Here is a 13,193-nt window from a genome sequence, read left to right on the forward strand (position 1 = left end):
GGCTCAGGGCTCGCCAGTGCCGGCGCTTGCGGGGCATTACGTGTCGGCAAAACGAATGCAAAACCATGCACCTTAGGATGCATGGTTTTTTTACGGGAAAATGGCGGGATTTTCGGGAATTATTGAGCGGTCTACTGTGTAGCCAGTTCTGCGCGCTGGCGAGTGAAATTCAGGTTCTGTGCAGGTGTGAATTTTTCACGATTATCATCCCGCGAAACCGCGTCAGGCCTGAATCCGATGACCGTTAAAATGTCATTATCCTGCGCAGAATAATTAATTCTTTCACCGGCGGCCAGCCAGACATTTAGTGCCTCGCGTAGATAGTCGACCGAGTGCTGCATGGCGCAGTTTCTGACGGCGGGATGCTGGCTGTTATAGCCCATTAATTCAGGCGCGAGCGCTGCGGCCAGCTCCGCGCCGCGCACCTGCATAAAATCATTCAGACGGTTACGGATGCTGATGCGCTGCACCTCCTCATGCGAACGAATATAACGCCCGGCAGCCTGATTAATTTCCCATTTTTTCACGTCGATAATCTCACGCAGCGTTTGCAGGCTCCGGCCGCTGTGGCCGTCACCGGCAAGCTGTTCGCGGTAGGCCTGTTCAGCCTGCGTCAGTTCTTCCCTGCGTTGCAGCCAGGCGGATTTGTTTGCCTGACAGGCCTCAAAGGCTTTCTGTAGCGTCAGTGTGGTCACGTAAGTTTCTCCTGATGACTGGTCATGCTTAAGCGCCGGCACGGTTAACGATGGCCGCCGGAGCGGGTGCAGGAATGACCGGCTCTGTCGCCGGTGAACGGATAACCCCGTCAACGGATTCAAGCGTGCGAAAAGTTGCCGAGCACTCGATATTCACGCACTGGTGGTAGCGCTGTTTGACGTTCTCAGACAGATAACGACTGGTGCGGGCGTGCGCACTGGTTTTGCAGAACGGACAGTGAAACATACTTATGCCCCCGCTTTAGTTCCGTCATGTTCAGCCAGCTTTTTGGCGAGCATGTTTCGCTTGAGTGGACTGCGTAACAGCTCCATATCCACGCCGGTAATTTGCGGCCGCTGCATACCCGTCACGGATAAGACTGGCTCCTGTTTCATATCGAAGTGATAAAGACTGCCCTGACGATTGAGGGCATCACGCAATTCACCGATGGCCACAGATTGCGGTGCGCTCTCCCCATTCATTTCCAGGGCACGAATGCGCAGCAGGAAAGCGCGGATGAGCGCGACGGGAACAGCATTGATGGCCTTAACCCATTCCGCCCCGGCGTAAGCGGCAAAAGCTTCGCCATGTGCAGAGCGAAATTTATTGCCGGTGGTGCAGGCATTCAGCATGGCACGACTCCGGTCAGTCTCCAGCTCCGCAATCAGGCCGGTGAATTCGTCGGCCAGCTCCCGACTGGCGATACGCTTGCTGTGTTCCGCCTTCATTTCAGGAGTGAGATTACCGCGCAGGGTACGGAAGCGACTACGCCAGTCCTGTTCCGCCTCTGCGCTCTCATTGAGAGAGGTCTGTCGCTCCTGCTTACAGCGTTCAATTGATGTATCAATCTCTTTCAGCTTTTCCATGCTGGCTGCATGGGTGTCTCTGGCCGCAGTGAATACGGTCAGTTTAGCGGTGATGTGCTTCTCGCTTTCCGCGTTCTGTTTAGCGGCAACGTTCTGCAGGGCAGAAATGATTGTTTCGGGTTTCATGTTCAGGCTCTCCGTATGTTCAACCTGAAATGATTCTGCCCTTCATCACACAACATCTCGATTCATTGCGGTTGTGGCAGTTCTGGCACAAGCAAGGGGGTAAAACCCGGCTGGCCAGAAAAAGGTCGAAGGAAAACCCTCTCTCTGTTTGTTTTTTTACTAATAACTATTCACCACTGTTCACCTTTAATAAAAATATAAGTAATACAGTATGTTAAAGGATGAACAGTTGAGGGGCTGACTGTTCACCGTCTGTTCACCACTGTTCACCGGCTTCCTGTTCAGCTGAGTTTTTGAATTAGACTTTTTTTGTATTAATAAAGTAAAAACAACCACGAAAATGAATAATAGATAGTGCAATCAGGTGCAACCAAATGCCAGCATATACAATAGCTTTGCCAGTGTTTGCCATTCACCTGTTAACAATTTGTTGTGTAGTGAGTCGGTCCAAAATGACTTGTTGCCCTGAGAGAAAATATTCACAAAATAGAGAGCTACCCGAGGCCGGACGGACATGACCGGCACTGTATGGATTTTATGAGGTAGCCCGATGCACACCGCTTTTTCTTCCCCGTCTTCTGCGCCTGTCGCCCCGCCAATGCCGTTTTCTGACGCCGTTCAGGAGCGCTTTATTCGCCTGCCCGAAGTGATGCACCTGTGTGGTCTGTCCCGTTCGACGATTTATGACCTCATCAGCCGGGAGGCTTTCCCGAAACAAATCTCACTGGGCGGTAAAAACGTGGCTTGGGCGCAGTCAGAAATCACCGCATGGATGGCCGAGCGGATCGCCGATCGTAACCGGAGCTGTGACGCATGATGATGGCCGTTCTTCTGAAAGCCCCTTTTTCTGGCTTGCTTCCGTTCGCCGTTTCCAGGTATAGTTTTCGTGCTGTCGCAAAATCGGCAGCCGGAATTGGCGTTCCGAATAACTTATTGGCGACCTTAGACGCGCCTTGCGTCTTTTTTTACGTCGTAGCTCAGGCACACCCATTTTCCGGGCTGTGGTGTTTGTATATACACCGTGGCTCCTGTCAGATAATGGTAGTCCGGGCGGGGCAGCCTTCGGGCTGGCCGGTTTCCAATAAGGCCGGTTACGCCAACCCCGTTCGGGCTGCCACCAGTGAAATTGGCGTTTCCGGTGGTAGCAATAACCGCTACTTATTGGAGGCTGCCCTTATGGCTACTACCCTCACCCTTTCTCACCCGCAATTTGTCTTCGTGTTTGCCGCCGTTCGCCGCGCAGACCGTAAACCCCGTATCTGTATGCTCCGCACTGTTGCCGGTGACGAGCACGCCGCACGTCTTTCCCTCGTTCGTGATTACGTCCTCTCGTTTGCTGGCCGTCTGCCGGTTGCGGAGGGACACGCATGAAACACACCACCCTCAGCATTAAAGAACTCGAATGCCTTGAGCACCTGCGTAACGTTGGCCACTTTGTCAGCGCCATGATGCAGGAGCAGGACTGCACCACCCTCCGCCGCGACCCGGCGCAGCAGTCGCAGCTTACCTCCGTGATTTACCTGATGACCGCCCAGCTCGACGGCGTGGTCGAACGCTGCAACCAGCGCTGGCTGACCGGAGAGGGTAACGTATGAAAAAGCCGTTGCCGCCTGTATTGCGTGCCGCCCTATATCGCCGCGCTGTGGCCTGCGCCTGGCTGACCCTGTGCGAACGTCAGCACCGCTACCCGCAGCTCACCCTCGATACGCTGGAAAGCGCTATTGCCACCGAGCTGGAAGGGTTTTATCTGCGCCAGCATGGCGAGGAAAAAGGCCGTCAGATTGCCTGTGCGCTGCTCGAAGATTTAATGGAAGCCGGACCACTAAAAGCCGCGCCGTCGCTGTCCTTTCTCGGGATGGCAGTCATGGATGAACTCTGCGCCCGTCATATCGCCGCGCCGGTTGTGCACTGAGGGAGAAAATAACGATGAAAATGAACGTAACGGAAACCGTAAAACAGGCGTGCGGCCACTGGCCGCGCATTCTCCCGGCGCTGGGTGTGAAGGTGATTAAAAACCAGCATCAGGCCTGCCCGGTATGCGGTGGCTCTGACCGCTTCCGCTTTGATGATAAAGAGGGGCGCGGGACGTGGTTCTGCAACCATTGCGGTGCGGGTGACGGGCTTAAGCTGGTCGAAAAGGTGTTCGGCGTGTCGCCCTCCGAGGCCGCGGGGAAGGTGAACGCCCTGACCGGCAGTCTGCCGCCGGTAGCTGAGGACATGATTGCCGCCGCTGAGGCTGAAACTGACGCCAGCCGCAAAGCCGCTGCCACGCTTGCCGCCTCACTGATGTATAAGACCCGCCCGGCCACCGGCAACGCCTACCTGACCCGCAAGGGCTTTGCTGCGCTCGAATGCCTGACGCTGGCTACCACATACAAAACCGGCGGCGTGACCTACCGCGCCGGTGATTTAATCTTGCCGCTGCAGGACGATACCGGCGCGCTGGTTAACGTTCAGCTTATTAATTCTGACGGCCTCAAACGCACCCTGAAAGGCGGAGCGGTAAAAGGAACGTATCACCTTATCGAAGGGAAAAAAGAGACCGGTAAACGCCTGTGGATAGCGGAGGGCTATGCGACCGCGCTCACCGTGCATCACCTGACCGGCGAAACCGTCATGGTGGCGCTCTCGTCCGTGAACCTCCTTTCTCTGGCGAGCCTTGCACAAAGTCAGCACCCGGCCTGTCAGATTGTCCTCGCCGCCGACCGTGACCTCAGCGGGAACGGCCAGACCAAAGCCGCAGCGGCCGCACAGGCCTGTGAGGGCACGGTTGCCCTCCCGCCGGTATTCGGTGACTGGAATGATGCGTTTATGCAGCAGGGCGAGGACACCACGCGCAAAGCGATTTACAGTGCCATCAGGCCACCGGCACAAAGCCCTTTCGACACCATGAGCGAGGCGGAATTTACCGCCATGAGTACCAGTGAAAAGGCGATGCGGGTGCATGAACATTACGGCGAAGCGCTGGCCGTGGACGCCAACGGCCAGCTCCTCTCCCGGTATGAAGCCGGGACATGGAAAATCATCCCGCCGTCGGACTTTGCACGTGACGTGGCCGGGCTGTTCCAGCGCCTGCGCGCCCCGTTCTCGTCGGGGAGAATTGCCTCTGTGGTCGATACCCTGAAACTCATTATTCCCCAGCAGGCCGCCCCCGCGCGCCGCCTGATTGGTTTTCGCAACGGCGTGCTCGATACCCTCACCGGCGTGTTCAGCCCACACAGCAAATCGCACTGGCTGCGCACTCTGTGCGACGTGGATTTTACCCCGCCGGTTGAGGGCGAAACGCTGGAAACCCACGCGCCGAATTTCTGGCGCTGGCTCGACCGTGCGGCCAGCGGCAACGCTGAAAAGCGCGACGTCATTCTCGCTGCGCTGTTTATGGTGCTGGCGAACCGCTACGACTGGCAGCTCTTTCTCGAAGTCACCGGCCCCGGCGGCAGCGGAAAAAGTATTCTGGCCGAAATTGCGACCCTGCTCGCCGGGGAGGACAACGCCACGTCTGCCACCATCGAAACGCTGGAATCATCGAGGGAACGTGCGGCCGTTATTGGTTACTCGTTGATTATTCTCCCCGATCAGGAGAAGTGGAGCGGGGATGGTGCAGGTATAAAAGCCATCACTGGTGGCGATGCAGTCTCGGTTGATCCGAAATATCGCGATGCTTACTCTACCCATATACCGGCGGTCATTCTGGCTGTAAACAACAACCCGATGCGCTTTACCGACCGTAGCGGCGGTGTGTCACGTCGCCGGGTTATTCTGCACTTCCCAGACTTTATTCCGGCAAAGGAGCGTGACCCCCATCTGAAACAGAAGATAGCCTCTGAGTTAGCCGTTATTGTGCGACAGCTTATGCAGCAGTTTAAGCAACCTTACGATGCTCGTGACTTGCTACAGTTGCAACAAAATTCAGATGAAGCGATGCGCATCAAGCGAGATGCGGATCCGATGGTCGATTTCTGTGGCTATTTATTTACACATTCTGAAGTCAAAGGTCTGTATATGGGCAATGCCAGCATTCGGCCAATGCAGCCTCGCCGCTATTTATACCACGCCTATCTGATGTATATGGAAGCAAACGGCTTCAAAAATGCACTAAGCATGAAAACGTTCAGCCTAGCGCTGGATTGTATTCTTCGAGAGTACGGTTTGGACTATGTCAAGCGACGAACAAATCAGGGAATACAGACCAATCTTGATCTTAAATTAGATAGTGATGCTGACTGGCTACCGAAGTGTGATGAGGGTGTTCGAGCCTAATATTGTGAACCGGTGAAAGCCGGTTTTCTTAATCAGAAAGAACTAACCTTGATTAGAACACATAACCCTTCACCAACCAATAATCAAACAATTAATTGAAATTTAAGGAAAAAAACCATAAGTGAACAGTATGCACAATTTTGTGTAAAATCTTTCTTTTACGCCATACAAAATGAGGAAAAGACATGTTTCCCAGTAGGCCTGACCCGCATCCATTAGATTATGATTGGAGGTTTAGTTATGATACATCTGTCCAACTCGTAAATTTATGTGGCCCACAAACAGTTTTATGTTTGGGTACTCCTTCAATTGCATCATTATTGGCTCGTAACTTTAGACCTTATTTATTAATCGATAGACATCCAATACAGGAAGTAAATAAACACTTAACCATTGATATTAATGTCGAACCTCCATTTATCGGAACCACTTTCCAAAACGTTGTAATGGATCCACCTTGGTATTTAGATGTATATTATCGCTGGTTAAGTTGGGTCGCATTTTCATGTCATAAAAAATCAAAAATATTATTATCTATTTGGCCTGATGATACGAGACCTAATGCAGTAGAGGAGAAGAAAGCTTTATTCAAATGGATTAACAGCTGGGGTGAAATAAAAATAATTAATAATTATCTGTGCTATGAAACCCCTATCTTTGAGAAACATGCGTATATGTTGTCACATGATATTGGCATTCGAAAAGGAGACTTGGTAATTATAACTTTAGAGTCTAAACCATCATTACAAGAATTAATATTAACTGATGAAAAGTGGTGTCGATACATTTTAGACAACTATCAACTAGCTATCAGACTTGATGGTAACTCTAGAAGGTCGAACAAAACTCACATAGGAAAAATTGAGCAAGCCTCTGGTTGGATTTGGCCTTCAGTAAGCAAAAGAGCAATTGGGAGGGAATATATTGAGCTTTGGAGTTCAGAGAATGAAGTAGCTTCTATTGATAATCCGCTTCAACTTGTCTCATCAATTGATGAAATGATAACCACGGGAAAAATAAAACCTGTGATTAATAACTTTCCAGAGCTGTCAGCTTGGGATATTCCACACCCACCATTTTCTAGGACACACAAATGGATTCAAACGTGCTGATATTGAGATTTAGAGATCCAGAGGAAACAATCAATACTGTTTCTTCTCATATTTCAATTATTAATGAATTAGGAGCTGTTCGCTGGGGGTGGTGGAAAAAGGATTCGGAGATACTGACGCAACAAGAGTCTAATTTTCTTCATGATTATGATTTAGAATATGTTTATTTAATTAACCGTGATCTAAATAAATTATATAAAGCAACATTATCTGGAATAAGCAATACATCTCCCAGTGAAAAACAGTTGCAACAAGTTCCTGATTATTATAGAGAAAGCATTCATAAAATACACAGGTGGTTTGTTTTTACAAAAATAGAGCAATTAGATAATTACTCAATTGATTATGACAACCTTTTTGCTGAAGCAGGTAACCCAACATATTTGATTTGTAACAATAACGTTTCTTCACCTCAAAAAAACAAGACGTCAAATAGAAAGAATCTTGAAAAAAACAAATTATTAATATTATCTGACTTACATTTTGGTGAAGACTTTGCGTTCTGCCTAGAAAATGAACTCCACCAACCTGGGCAAACAAAGGATACTTTATCGAGAACATTGTATCGTGACTTACAAGAATTAAAAATCCAAAACGATATTGGTTTATTAGTTATTACAGGAGACTTTACTACAAAAGGAAACTGGACCCATGAACAAAAAGCAAGGATAATTTCTGAGCTTCATGAACTTTGTTTTAAATTGGGTTTAGACAAAAAAAATATTATTGCAGTGCCTGGCAATCATGACATACTTAGAAAAGTTGAAAGTGATTCAGAAAGCAATAACTCTCTGATTTATAATAATGTAAATAAATTATCTGACAATCATTTCGAAATGGATTTTAGGTTGTTCGTTCACCAACTCAATGGTAGGGGATGGGATGAAAATCTATCATACAATGATTATTATCATATTAAAAATCACAATGCAGATTTAGATATAACCATCCTTAACTCATGTAAAATAGTTCCTTATAAAGGAATGTCAGAATATGGATGTGTAGGCATTGAAGGGATTGACACTATAAGGCAACTAAAAGATGACGTTGCATCAAATGTTCAAAGGATAGTTTTCCTTCATCATCATTTGCTACCAGTTTACGACATTGAAGCTGTCGATAGGAAACCATCGTTATCGATAGATTCATTGAAAATATTAAAAAATGCGTTAGCTAAAAATATAAAAGTAGCGATTCATGGTCACCAACATATGTTTAGCATGGCTAAATATAACTTATTTGAACGTGGTCGAGAATGGCAGGAAAGAAATATAACCGTAGTCGCAAATGGAAGTACAGGTGTAAACGCAAACAGGATGATCAGTTCTGAAAGAAACTCATACTCTATACTAACAATCCACTCTGACCGCATAGAAGTACTTGTAAGAGAGCTAATGCATAATGAGTCTCCAGGGGTAACATTATTAACACATACAGTTTAAATATCCCATAGACGGTTAAGAAGACATACAAAACATTGGTATACATTTAGGTATACCAATGAAATTTTAATTTATTCAAAATCAATATAAGCAATACATTGATTAATTCAGGCTCCACCGCCCAGACTGAACTATGATAAGGGCTGTAAATAATCAGGACATACAAATCAATCTAACTCTAAAAGATGAACGAAAAGCCGACTGGCTACCGAAGTGCGATGAATACACTGCGGAACAAACTATCTAGACCGACTGATGCCGGTCTGGTTTATCGGTAAAACGGCAAGTGTGAACAGTAAAGTATTCACTGCCCACCAACCATTCACCACATAACTATATGAATATTTTATAATAAAATGCGTAGAGGACAGTGTTAACAGTTTTCCAAAAAAAATTTCAGATAAACTTCATCACTAGTGCTTTATCGATAGATAGTTTGTCAGTCAAAATAATGTGTATAACTATGTGTATAACAAACAATATCAAGACTTATAAAAACCAACAAATACATATAGTTATGATAAAATACACACTCCTGTGATCTTCCGCCAAAATTCCACTTTATCTATCGTTACCACTTTCGTTTTCAAACCAATTTATTTAAATAAGGTCATGGTATGGATTCGTCTACCTCAAATTTTCTTAAAATAAGATTCAACCTTAATAACTTCCTTGATTTATTAGAAGGCATTGAAGAAACTCTTCCTACCATAAGGAAAAATATATATAAGGAATATAAAAACAAAGAAAATAATAAAAACAATTTTGTAGAAAAATTTTCATATGATAAAGAATATGATCAAGAGCAAAAACTTATTAGATTCAAAATGCCCTTTGATAAACAAAGGCAAATGAATATATTTTATCGAGAAATAAATAAATCAGTAAAGATGGCAAAAATAATACCAAGTAACTTCTTCATATCTATTATAAGTGAATATGATGCTTACCTTGGAAACCTTATAAGAGAAATTTATCTTGCAAAGCCAGATATCATAAACTCATTAGAAAAAAATCTAACATTTAATGAAATAATGGAGTTTGGAAGCATAGATAAGATAAAAGAATTTGTAATAGAAAAAGATATTGAATCGATACTAAGAAAAAGTCATTTAGAGCAATTAAATTGCCTGGAGAAAAAACTCTCACTTCCTTTAACAAAAGGCCTACATATATTACCCGAATTTATTGAAATTACCGAACGACGAAATTTATTTGTTCATTGCAACGGAGTTGTATCTAGTCAATATGTAAAAATATGTACAGAAAATAAAGTTGACTTAAAAAACATCGAAGTTGGCACTACCCTTAACGTACCGAATAGTTATATTTTTAGAGCGATAGCAATCGTATCAGAATTGGTAATAAAGTTAACTCACATCCTTTGGTTAAATATTTTTAAAAGCCAAGAGGAAAGCAAACCAGCCTATGACAGCCTAATCCACGTATCATATGAATTACTCCAAAAAGAAAAATATGATCTATGCATTGATATCCTAAGTTTATTTTCAGAGAGTAAATCAAAGGCTTTAGATGATATAACAAAAAGATATCTTGTCATTAATTTAGCTATTGCATTTAAATTTTCAGGGAAGGCAGAAAAATGTTCGAAACTTCTTGCGCTTCATGATTGGTCAGCCGTTAGTTATTTGTTCAAAATGGCTGAGAAAATTCTAAACGAAGATTACGAAAAAGCTTCAAAATATATGAAGAAAGCTTATCTTGCGGAGGAGTTTAAAAAAGAATATCTCATTGACTGGCCATTATTCAAACTCTTTAGGGAAAGAGATGAATTCAAAAGAGCTTGCGAGGATTTATTTACACAAGATGAAATGAATCAACTTACAATACCTGATGAGAACGAAGGGGATTGCGAGAGGGGAGAATTACTATCTATTGCAGATGTAAAGGCTGAAGTGGAAGCAGAAGCAAAGGCTGAAGTGGAAGCAGAAGCAAAGACTGAGACTGAGACTGAGACTGAGACTGAGACTGAGACTGAGACTGAGACTGAGACAACAAATGAAGCAGAACCGCGATCAGAAACAAAGGTAAAAACAGAATAATAAATTAAAAGAACGAGATGCGGATACGATTATATCTCGTTCTTCTTTTCTATCTCTAAATGCAATCGTGAAATGCAAGCCTCTTTCACCCACTTACTAAAATTCCCCTTCCCCGCAGCCTTCTCAATCTGTTCCAAAAGCTCATCCTCGAACCGGATGTTCTTCATCGTGCTCTTTGTGCGGTCAAAATTTGGCTTCTTTTTCTCTTGCATGGTAGGTACCACTTAGGTTAGTTTATCATCATGTGGTACCTACCACACGGATAATGAAATCTGACAACGCCCCAAGGTGCTCGAACACCAAAGGGCGTCTAACCTCACCAACTATCAAGGAGTTGATTATGGCTGATCCGCATTCTACCTCAGACTTACCCGCAGCAAAAACCGAGCGCACAATAATTGTGGGATATCGCCCGCAGGGTGCAAACAAAAACACGCCAAGCCTCACCCTTTCCGGGAAGTGGCTACGCGAGGCCGGGTTCGAAACCGGGCAACAGGTTAGCGTAAAAGTGATGGATGGCTGCATCGTCCTGATGGCCTATGGCGAACAGGAGCAGAAGCTGCTGGCGGAGTTGAAGGAGACGCTGCTAAAGCTGAAAGGGATTGAAGCGGCGGTGTCGGCAGTACATTGAGGGTAAAAGTGAACCTGTAAGGCTGACTTACAGGTTCAATGGTAGCACCTACAAAACATCATGGGTGATCCCATAATTTCTCAGATGCTTTTGATTTTCTATGTGCGAATAAATAAATAATTATAATATTCAATAAAAATGAAGCTATAAACAATACCAAAGTATAGTTATCGCTCCATTCCAGTTCAGTGACGAACCCAAAATTTCTGGTATAGAAATGATACAACCATACATCCGGCATAAAAAAACACAGGATGCTATAAATGCCGAAAAGCATCAGCGTTTCAACTATCCAAATACATACATGCTTTTTGGGATTCATTAATATACCTGTACCGTACCAAATGCTTTCAATTGTGGGGTGATTATAATAGACCCCGTTCGAAGCAAAGCGCCAAGTAAAACTCTATAATGTGAATGGTTGGGTAACGTTATACATCCATTACTTATACCTGATTGCCCGGCAGGATGTAGCCTAAAGGAGCCACGCTGAACATTATCAATGAATGTCATATCATCGATCGCACCATCTTCGCGATAAAGTGCAAACCATAAATCACGGTTTGATCCACTCTCCAGTTCTTTTATGAGGTCATGCCATCGGGATCTAAGCCCACCTTTCTGGCGCGTCACGATAAAATATCTACCGGGTGGAAGTGGTCCCCTTTCAGCAGTACTGGATTCCTCGGGGTTGTTTCTATATTTTCCAGCGTTACCAGAATATGCAGGGAAGAAACCAATGCCGGGACAGCTTAGAGTTGAAAGTTGTGTATTATTAAGGTGAAACGTACAGCGGATCATCGGTCGTTCCATGCATCTGAAAAGATGATATTCCCATCACAATGTTTCCAGGTTATTTTTTCGTAACGCAGCGCCACACTTTCGAGATGATTATGTTTTTCCATCACTGGGTCTTTTACGTCATGCATAAGTGGGCAAATTGAAACAACCTTTACCCCTTCCAGTAACATGTTGAAGTATTCAACTTCTTGTCCAGCGTCGTTAATTTTGTACCACTTAAATTCTGCACTTTTGAGCGTCTGCCCTTTGGCTACTGCCTTGTATAGATATGGACTTGAACTATCGAACTCTTTCTCAAAAAAGAGAGGCGTATGCACACGTGTACCGGTAACTTTTCCCGTGTTGTTATCGGTCGGTAGATGCAGCCCATGACCGAAGCCCATTATCTCAATACTGCCCTCTCGATTTTGTACATCTACAGCACCTTTAATATCAGCACCACCATCATCTTTAAGCCATAAATATGCAGGAATAGCCATATACAAAACTCCATTTCATTGGTTTATAGAAACATTAATAATGGGGATATCAAGATGCTACCAAAGCAAAAAATGCTATAGCTAGTGATTATATGTTATTTATATTGATGTTAATTATTCCATCATCGCTTTTTGCAAGAAGGGAAAATGTATTAAAGAGCAATATCTCCAATTATGAAGTTAATCATTTACCAAAAATAAAAGCCCTCTCATTACGCAGAAAAATAATGAACAAATATTGATTGTGGGATATCGCCCACAGGCTGCAAACAAAAACACGCCAAGCCTCACCCTTTCCGGGAAGTGGCTGCGCGAGGCTGGGTTCGAAACCGGACAACAGGTTAGCGTAAAAGTGATGGAAGGCTGCATAGTCCTGATGGCCTATGGCGAACAGGAGCAGAAGCTGCTGGCGGAGTTGCAGGAAACACAGTTGAAGCTGAAAGGGATTGAAGCAGCGGTATCGGCGGTACATTGACGGGAAATGAGCTTGTAAGTTTGGTTTACAGGTTCAGATGCCGGGTATGTTCATTTAAAACGGCATGTTCCAGCAACAAATTGAGTTGTTCGGTTTAACCGAACAACTGCCGGTACGGCAGCGTAGGTTCATCGCCCGATGGCGCTGGGTATGAACCGGAAACATAGGTAACACTTTAGACCGGATACATGGGTAACAGTTATAACTGGCATAGAAGAGGAGACTCGCTATGCCCTGGACTG

At 45.1% G+C, this 13,193-nt stretch carries 16 protein-coding genes; 10 read left to right on the top strand and 6 right to left on the bottom strand.

Annotated features, from left to right (window positions below; all coding sequences use genetic code 11):
* Nucleotides 1-131 precede the first annotated feature (131 nt).
* The 3 genes from ACLGE8_RS05725 to ACLGE8_RS05735 are packed head-to-tail and all read right to left on the bottom strand — an operon-like array spanning nucleotide 132 to nucleotide 1,688.
* Complete coding sequence (locus tag ACLGE8_RS05725) at nucleotides 132-695, bottom strand: phage polarity suppression protein (protein WP_410997092.1); 564 nt, start codon at nucleotides 693-695, stop codon at nucleotides 132-134.
* A gap of 28 nt (nucleotides 696-723) precedes the next feature.
* On the bottom strand, nucleotides 724-942 hold the full coding sequence (locus ACLGE8_RS05730; RefSeq protein WP_410997094.1) for an ogr/Delta-like zinc finger family protein: 219 nt from the start codon (nucleotides 940-942) through the stop codon (nucleotides 724-726).
* Between the two features lie 2 nt (nucleotides 943-944).
* The gene (locus ACLGE8_RS05735) at nucleotides 945-1,688 is read right to left on the bottom strand and encodes a capsid protein (RefSeq protein ID WP_410997096.1); all 744 of its coding nucleotides are present in this window, start codon (nucleotides 1,686-1,688) and stop codon (nucleotides 945-947) included.
* 550 nt (nucleotides 1,689-2,238) lie between these two features.
* Here ACLGE8_RS05735 and ACLGE8_RS05740 point away from each other — a divergent pair.
* The 8 genes from ACLGE8_RS05740 to ACLGE8_RS05775 all read left to right on the top strand — a co-directional run bounded on the left by ACLGE8_RS05740 (nucleotide 2,239) and on the right by ACLGE8_RS05775 (nucleotide 10,565).
* Entirely contained in the window at nucleotides 2,239-2,505 is a 267-nt protein-coding gene (locus ACLGE8_RS05740; RefSeq protein ID WP_063160807.1) for a helix-turn-helix transcriptional regulator, read from the top strand.
* A complete protein-coding gene (locus ACLGE8_RS05745) occupies nucleotides 2,502-3,059 on the top strand; it encodes a host cell division inhibitor Icd-like protein (protein WP_410997097.1) in 558 nt (185 codons plus the stop codon). The genes ACLGE8_RS05740 and ACLGE8_RS05745 overlap by 4 nt, the downstream gene beginning before the upstream one ends.
* Nucleotides 3,056-3,283, top strand: a complete 228-nt coding sequence (locus ACLGE8_RS05750) for a hypothetical protein (RefSeq protein ID WP_164539761.1) — start codon at nucleotides 3,056-3,058, stop codon at nucleotides 3,281-3,283. Before ACLGE8_RS05745 ends, ACLGE8_RS05750 begins: the two co-directional genes overlap by 4 nt.
* A complete protein-coding gene (locus tag ACLGE8_RS05755) occupies nucleotides 3,280-3,600 on the top strand; it encodes a DUF5375 domain-containing protein (protein ID WP_410997098.1) in 321 nt (106 codons plus the stop codon). Before ACLGE8_RS05750 ends, ACLGE8_RS05755 begins: the two co-directional genes overlap by 4 nt.
* A gap of 14 nt (nucleotides 3,601-3,614) precedes the next feature.
* A complete protein-coding gene (locus ACLGE8_RS05760) occupies nucleotides 3,615-5,948 on the top strand; it encodes a primase-helicase zinc-binding domain-containing protein (RefSeq protein ID WP_410997099.1) in 2,334 nt (777 codons plus the stop codon).
* 185 nt (nucleotides 5,949-6,133) lie between these two features.
* A complete protein-coding gene (locus tag ACLGE8_RS05765) occupies nucleotides 6,134-7,060 on the top strand; it encodes a hypothetical protein (RefSeq protein ID WP_410997100.1) in 927 nt (308 codons plus the stop codon).
* Entirely contained in the window at nucleotides 7,042-8,502 is a 1,461-nt protein-coding gene (locus tag ACLGE8_RS05770; RefSeq protein ID WP_410997101.1) for a metallophosphoesterase family protein, read from the top strand. The genes ACLGE8_RS05765 and ACLGE8_RS05770 overlap by 19 nt, the downstream gene beginning before the upstream one ends.
* A 617-nt stretch (nucleotides 8,503-9,119) precedes the next feature.
* Nucleotides 9,120-10,565, top strand: coding sequence for a hypothetical protein (locus ACLGE8_RS05775; RefSeq protein ID WP_410997103.1), 1,446 nt, complete (start codon nucleotides 9,120-9,122; stop codon nucleotides 10,563-10,565).
* Between the two features lie 29 nt (nucleotides 10,566-10,594).
* Here the strand turns inward: ACLGE8_RS05775 and ACLGE8_RS05780 are convergent, their stop codons facing one another.
* A complete protein-coding gene (locus ACLGE8_RS05780; protein WP_410997105.1) occupies nucleotides 10,595-10,777 on the bottom strand; it encodes a YlcI/YnfO family protein in 183 nt (60 codons plus the stop codon).
* Nucleotides 10,778-10,905: 128 nt separating this feature from the next.
* Between ACLGE8_RS05780 and ACLGE8_RS05785 the strand changes: the two genes are divergently transcribed.
* Nucleotides 10,906-11,196 carry a SymE family type I addiction module toxin gene (locus ACLGE8_RS05785; protein ID WP_410997107.1) on the top strand — a complete coding sequence of 97 codons (291 nt, stop codon included), beginning with the start codon at nucleotides 10,906-10,908 and terminating at the stop codon, nucleotides 11,194-11,196.
* 321 nt (nucleotides 11,197-11,517) lie between these two features.
* Here the strand turns inward: ACLGE8_RS05785 and ACLGE8_RS05790 are convergent, their stop codons facing one another.
* Nucleotides 11,518-12,009 (bottom strand): DUF2778 domain-containing protein, encoded by a 492-nt coding sequence (locus tag ACLGE8_RS05790; RefSeq protein ID WP_410997109.1) that lies wholly within the window; start codon nucleotides 12,007-12,009, stop codon nucleotides 11,518-11,520.
* Nucleotides 11,994-12,476, bottom strand: a complete 483-nt coding sequence (locus tag ACLGE8_RS05795; protein WP_410997111.1) for an Hcp family type VI secretion system effector — start codon at nucleotides 12,474-12,476, stop codon at nucleotides 11,994-11,996. Before ACLGE8_RS05795 ends, ACLGE8_RS05790 begins: the two co-directional genes overlap by 16 nt.
* Before the next feature lie 211 nt (nucleotides 12,477-12,687).
* Here ACLGE8_RS05795 and ACLGE8_RS05800 point away from each other — a divergent pair, with 211 nt between their 5' ends.
* The gene (locus ACLGE8_RS05800) at nucleotides 12,688-12,951 is read left to right on the top strand and encodes a SymE family type I addiction module toxin (RefSeq protein WP_410997131.1); all 264 of its coding nucleotides are present in this window, start codon (nucleotides 12,688-12,690) and stop codon (nucleotides 12,949-12,951) included.
* The last annotated feature ends 242 nt before the right edge of the window (nucleotides 12,952-13,193 follow it).

The organism is Kluyvera sp. 142486 (genome assembly GCF_046569695.1).
Lineage (GTDB): Bacteria > Pseudomonadota > Gammaproteobacteria > Enterobacterales > Enterobacteriaceae > Kluyvera.

What these genes read in the sequence shown, in the direction of transcription:
- ACLGE8_RS05730 (WP_410997094.1), bottom strand. Translation starts at nt 942, where the DNA reads ATGTTTCACTGTCCGTTCTGCAAAACCAGTGCGCACGCCCGCACCAGT.
- ACLGE8_RS05735 (WP_410997096.1), bottom strand. Translation starts at nt 1,688, where the DNA reads ATGAAACCCGAAACAATCATTTCTGCCCTGCAGAACGTTGCCGCTAAA.
- ACLGE8_RS05740 (WP_063160807.1), top strand. Translation starts at nt 2,239, where the DNA reads ATGCACACCGCTTTTTCTTCCCCGTCTTCTGCGCCTGTCGCCCCGCCA.
- ACLGE8_RS05745 (WP_410997097.1), top strand. Translation starts at nt 2,502, where the DNA reads ATGATGATGGCCGTTCTTCTGAAAGCCCCTTTTTCTGGCTTGCTTCCG.
- ACLGE8_RS05750 (WP_164539761.1), top strand. Translation starts at nt 3,056, where the DNA reads ATGAAACACACCACCCTCAGCATTAAAGAACTCGAATGCCTTGAGCAC.
- ACLGE8_RS05755 (WP_410997098.1), top strand. Translation starts at nt 3,280, where the DNA reads ATGAAAAAGCCGTTGCCGCCTGTATTGCGTGCCGCCCTATATCGCCGC.
- ACLGE8_RS05760 (WP_410997099.1), top strand. Translation starts at nt 3,615, where the DNA reads ATGAAAATGAACGTAACGGAAACCGTAAAACAGGCGTGCGGCCACTGG.
- ACLGE8_RS05765 (WP_410997100.1), top strand. Translation starts at nt 6,134, where the DNA reads ATGTTTCCCAGTAGGCCTGACCCGCATCCATTAGATTATGATTGGAGG.
- ACLGE8_RS05770 (WP_410997101.1), top strand. Translation starts at nt 7,042, where the DNA reads ATGGATTCAAACGTGCTGATATTGAGATTTAGAGATCCAGAGGAAACA.
- ACLGE8_RS05775 (WP_410997103.1), top strand. Translation starts at nt 9,120, where the DNA reads ATGGATTCGTCTACCTCAAATTTTCTTAAAATAAGATTCAACCTTAAT.
- ACLGE8_RS05780 (WP_410997105.1), bottom strand. Translation starts at nt 10,777, where the DNA reads ATGCAAGAGAAAAAGAAGCCAAATTTTGACCGCACAAAGAGCACGATG.
- ACLGE8_RS05785 (WP_410997107.1), top strand. Translation starts at nt 10,906, where the DNA reads ATGGCTGATCCGCATTCTACCTCAGACTTACCCGCAGCAAAAACCGAG.
- ACLGE8_RS05790 (WP_410997109.1), bottom strand. Translation starts at nt 12,009, where the DNA reads ATGGAACGACCGATGATCCGCTGTACGTTTCACCTTAATAATACACAA.
- ACLGE8_RS05795 (WP_410997111.1), bottom strand. Translation starts at nt 12,476, where the DNA reads ATGGCTATTCCTGCATATTTATGGCTTAAAGATGATGGTGGTGCTGAT.